Consider the following 5385-nt stretch of genomic DNA (forward strand, 5'->3'; position numbering starts at 1 on the left):
AAGTTCATTGATATATTGTAAAGACAGCGCGCCATATTTTTGGGAACAGGGATATGGTGCAGAAAAAGAAATCGAAAGAACGGGCCGGGAAGATATCTCATATGGTTGATCGAAGTAATTTAAGAATCAACGATGAAGAGTTTGATCCTGGCTCAGGATGAACGCTAGCGGCAGGCCTAACACATGCAAGTCGAGGGGCAGCGGGGATGAGCTTGCTCATTTGCCGGCGACCGGCGCACGGGTGCGCAACGCGTATAGAATCTACCTTGTACTGGGGAATAGCCCAGAGAAATTTGGATTAAGGCCCCATGGTATGTGGGAGCGGCATCGCTCCCCCATTAAAGGCTACGGTACAAGATGACTATGCGTCCCATTAGTTAGTTGGTAAGGTAACGGCTTACCAAGGCAGCGATGGGTAGGGGCCCTGAGAGGGGGATCCCCCACACTGGTACTGAGACACGGACCAGACTCCTACGGGAGGCAGCAGTGAGGAATATTGGACAATGGGCGGGAGCCTGATCCAGCCATGCCGCGTGCAGGAAGACGGTCCTATGGATTGTAAACTGCTTTTGTACGGGAAGAACAAGGGGCACGTGTGCCCCTCTGACGGTACCGTAAGAATAAGGATCGGCTAACTCCGTGCCAGCAGCCGCGGTAATACGGAGGATCCGAGCGTTATCCGGAATCATTGGGTTTAAAGGGTCCGTAGGCGGGCCATTAAGTCAGGGGTGAAAGTCTGCAGCTCAACTGTAGAATTGCCCTTGATACTGGTGGCCTTGAGTTATAGTGAAGTAACTAGAATATGTAGTGTAGCGGTGAAATGCATAGATATTACATAGAATACCGATTGCGAAGGCAGGTTACTAACTATATACTGACGCTGATGGACGAAAGCGTGGGGAGCGAACAGGATTAGATACCCTGGTAGTCCACGCCGTAAACGATGGATACTAGCTGTCCGGATGCAAATCTGGGCGGCCAAGCGAAAGTGATAAGTATCCCACCTGGGGAGTACGTCCGCAAGGATGAAACTCAAAGGAATTGACGGGGGCCCGCACAAGCGGTGGAGCATGTGGTTTAATTCGATGATACGCGAGGAACCTTACCAGGGCTTAAATGTGGTCTGACAGCTTTAGAGATAGAGTTTCCTTCGGGCAGATCACAAGGTGCTGCATGGTTGTCGTCAGCTCGTGCCGTGAGGTGTCAGGTTAAGTCCTATAACGAGCGCAACCCCTGCCGTTAGTTGCCAGCATGTAATGATGGGGACTCTAACGGGACTGCCGGTGCAAACCGCGAGGAAGGTGGGGATGACGTCAAATCATCACGGCCCTTACGTCCTGGGCCACACACGTGCTACAATGGCCGGTACAGAGAGCAGCCACTTCGCAAGGAGGAGCGAATCTACAAAACCGGTCACAGTTCGGATCGGGGTCTGCAACTCGACCCCGTGAAGCTGGAATCGCTAGTAATCGGATATCAGCCATGATCCGGTGAATACGTTCCCGGGCCTTGTACACACCGCCCGTCAAGCCATGGAAGCCGGGAGTGCCTGAAGTCCGTCACCGCAAGGAGCGGCCTAGGGCAAGATCGGTAACTAGGGCTAAGTCGTAACAAGGTAGCCGTACCGGAAGGTGCGGCTGGAACACCTCCTTTCTAGAGAATTTGCCGTATGGGCATTTTTCCGAAGGCCCGTTTTTTCGTTTTCTGTCTTTATAAATACAAAAAAAAATAAACTATAGTGAGTCTCATAGCTCAGCTGGTTAGAGCGCTACACTGATAATGTAGAGGTCGGCAGTTCGAGTCTGCCTGGGACTACGATGCAGCAATGCTGCAGGTTCAAAGTTTTAAGTTTAAAAGTTTAAGGTTTTGAAACGTTCATTGATTGAAAATATTGAATTAGGAAATTCTAGAAGTTGGGAAACCTGCCGACTATTGACTGGCAACTGCCGACTTATAGGAAAACGGGGGATTAGCTCAGCTGGCTAGAGCGCCTGCCTTGCACGCAGGAGGTCATCGGTTCGACTCCGATATTCTCCACATTGGCAACACATTGCCGTTATCCCGGCCAAAGGCCGTAAAGGGGATAGCGGGACTGGCCAAAAAGTTCATTGACATATTGGGACAGGGTGCGCATCAAGATTCAGGTCTTTGCGTACGCTGAAAAAGAAACACAAAAGTAAAGTAAAGTACAAGTACAAAAGAGAGGGCCCCATGGACGCTGCCGCGGAAGGGGGGCCCGCGAATAACATAAAGGTCTGGCGACAAGCTGGATAAGGGCGTATGGGGAATGCCTAGGCTCTCAGAGGCGATGAAGGACGCGATAAGCTGCGAAAAGCTGCGGGGATCGGCACACACGATATGATCCGCAGGTATCCGAATGGGGCAACCCACCATATTGAAGGTATGGTACCCCGCAAGGGGGGCAAACCCGGTGAACTGAAACATCTAAGTAGCCGGAGGAGGAGAAAACAAAAGTGATTCCGTGAGTAGTGGCGAGCGAAAGCGGATTAGTCCAAACCGATGTTGTTTCGGCAATATCGGGGTTGTAGGACCGCGAGATTCGATGTGCGATGAATCAGAACCCTTTGGAAAGAGGGACCGAAGAGGGTGATAGTCCCGTAAGAGCAAAGAACATTATCGATAGCGGTATCCTGAGTAGTGCGGGGCACGTGAAACCCTGTATGAATCCGGCGGGACCATCCGCCAAGACTAAATACTCCTGAGAGACCGATAGTGAACCAGTACCGTGAGGGAAAGGTGAAAAGAACCCTGAACAAGGGAGTGAAAAAGATCCTGAAACCATACGCCTACAAGCGGTCGGAGCCCCTTCGGGGGTGACGGCGTGCCTTTTGCATAATGAGCCTACGAGTTACTTTTACTGGCAAGGTTAAGCACTTCAGGTGCGGATCCGTAGCGAAAGCGAGTCTGAACAGGGCGAACGTAGTCAGTAGTAGTAGACGCGAAACCGTGTGATCTACCCATGGGCAGGTTGAAGCAGTGGTAACACACTGTGGAGGACCGAACCCGTTGACGTTGAAAAGTCTTGGGATGACCTGTGGGTAGGGGTGAAAGGCCAATCAAACTCGGAAATAGCTCGTACTCCCCGAAATGCATTTAGGTGCAGCGTGTAGATAGTTTTATAGAGGTAGAGCTACTGATTGGATGCGGGGGCTTCACCGCCTACCAATTCCTGACAAACTCCGAATGCTATAAAATGTTTCTGCGCAGTGAGGGCATGGGTGCTAAGGTCCATGTCCGAGAGGGAAAGAACCCAGATCACCAGCTAAGGTCCCCAAGTATATACTAAGTTGATATAACGCGGTGGAACTGCATTGACAGCCAGGATGTTGGCTTGGAAGCAGCCATTCATTTAAAGAGTGCGTAACAGCTCACTGGTCGAGCGGTTCCGCATGGATAATAATCGGGCATAAGTATATCACCGAAGCTGTGACTTCTGTACTCGGTACAGAGGGGTAGGGGAGCATTGTAGTGCCGCTGAAGCTACGCTGTAAGGCGTGGTGGAGGAGCTACAAACGAAAATGTAGGCATAAGTAACGATAATGCGGGCGAGAAACCCGCACGCCGAAAGACCAAGGTTTCCCCAGCTATGCTAATCAGCTGGGGGTCAGTCGGGACCTAACACGAACCCGAAGGGGGTAGTGGATGGACAACAGATTAATATTTCTGTACCTGCTCACATTAAAAGTGACGGGGATGTGGCGTTGGTGCGTACTGACGGAATAGTACGTTGAAGGGAGCGGTGACGCCCCGATAGTACACCGAGGCTCCGGCCAAGGTGACAATCCAGCTTAACATCCTCCGAGAAAACCAAGTGAAGCAGCCCGTACCGCAAACCGACACAGGTGGTTGGGATGAGTATTCTAAGGCGCTCGAGAGATTCATGGCTAAGGAACTAGGCAAAATAGACCCGTAACTTCGGGAGAAGGGTCGCCCCCCTTGTGGGGGGCCGCAGTGAAGAGGTCCAGGCGACTGTTTATCAAAAACACAGGGCTCTGCAAAATCGAGAGATGAAGTATAGGGCCTGACACCTGCCCGGTGCTGGAAGGTTAAGAGGAGATGTCATTCGCAAGGAGAAGCATTGAATTGAAGCCCCAGTAAACGGCGGCCGTAACTATAACGGTCCTAAGGTAGCGAAATTCCTTGTCGGGTAAGTTCCGACCTGCACGAATGGTGCAACGATCTGGACACTGTCTCGGCCATGAGCTCGGTGAAATTGTAGTATCGGTGAAGATGCCGGTTACCCGCAGTGGGACGAAAAGACCCCGTGCACCTTTACTATAGCTTCGTATTGACCTTGGGCAACCAATGTGTAGGATAGCTGGGAGACTTTGAAGCTGCATCGCCAGGTGTGGTGGAGTCATTGTTGAAATACCAGCCTTTGTTTGTCCGGGGCCTAACTCCCTTATGGGAGGACAGTGCGTGGTGGGTAGTTTGACTGGGGTGGTCGCCTCCAAAAGAGTAACGGAGGCTTCTAAAGGTGCCCTCAATACGGTTGGCAATCGTGTGCAGAGTGCAATGGCACAAGGGCGCTTGACTGAGAGACATACAGGTCGACCAGGTACGAAAGTAGAGCATAGTGATCCGGTGGTTCCGCATGGAAGGGCCATCGCTCAAAGGATAAAAGGTACGCCGGGGATAACAGGCTGATCTCCCCCAAGAGCTCATATCGACGGGGGGGTTTGGCACCTCGATGTCGGCTCGTCACATCCTGGGGCTGGAGAAGGTCCCAAGGGTTGGGCTGTTCGCCCATTAAAGTGGCACGCGAGCTGGGTTCAGAACGTCGTGAGACAGTTCGGTCTCTATCTACTGCGGGCGTTAGAAATTTGAGTGGACCTGACCCTAGTACGAGAGGACCGGGTTGGACCGACCGCTGGTGCACCAGTTGTCCCGCCAGGGGCATTGCTGGGTAGCTATGTCGGGATGGGATAAGCGCTGAAAGCATATAAGCGCGAAACCCGCCACAAGATGAGATTTCTTTAAAGGGCCGTGGGAGATGACCACGTCGATAGGCCATAGGTGGAAGGGCAGCAATGTCCGTAGCCGAGTGGTACTAATTGCCCGTTGGCTTGCGCAAACGCCGTCCCCGCGGGAAACCGCGGGGACGCAACAAACCTTTTTTTTTAACGATTGTACGTGTACCTTGCCTTATTCTAGTGCGACCGCAACGGCCGCCCTGTCCCATTATTATGTCATGCTTCGGCTACGCTCAGCATCCGCTGCAGGGTACCGGACATTAAAGTATAGAAGTTTTTAGGTGGCCATGGCGACGGGGCCCACCCCTTACCATTCCGAACAGGGAAGTTAAGCCCGTCTGCGCCGATGGTACTGCTACACCAAGTGGGAGAGTAGGCCGCCGCCTTTTTT

At 52.2% G+C, this 5385-nt stretch carries 2 tRNA genes and 3 rRNA genes; all 5 read left to right on the forward strand.

What is annotated here, in order from left to right:
* The first annotated feature begins 129 nt into the window (after positions 1-129).
* The 5 genes from CWD91_RS22530 (at position 130) to rrf (ending at position 5383) form a co-directional block, all read left to right on the forward strand.
* A 16S ribosomal RNA gene (locus CWD91_RS22530) occupies positions 130-1653 on the forward strand.
* Between the two features lie 88 nt (positions 1654-1741).
* A tRNA-Ile gene (locus tag CWD91_RS22535) sits at positions 1742-1815 on the forward strand.
* Positions 1816-1963: 148 nt separating this feature from the next.
* Positions 1964-2037, forward strand: a tRNA-Ala gene (locus CWD91_RS22540).
* A gap of 221 nt (positions 2038-2258) precedes the next feature.
* Positions 2259-5095: ribosomal RNA gene (locus CWD91_RS22545) — 23S ribosomal RNA — on the forward strand.
* Between the two features lie 176 nt (positions 5096-5271).
* Positions 5272-5383 (forward strand): 5S ribosomal RNA (gene rrf / locus CWD91_RS22550).
* The 16S, 23S and 5S rRNA genes sit together here with 2 tRNA genes alongside, the layout of an rRNA operon.
* Positions 5384-5385 lie beyond the last annotated feature (2 nt).

It is taken from the genome of Arenibacter hampyeongensis, from assembly GCF_002909255.1.
Classification (GTDB): Bacteria; Bacteroidota; Bacteroidia; order Flavobacteriales; family Flavobacteriaceae; genus Arenibacter; species Arenibacter hampyeongensis.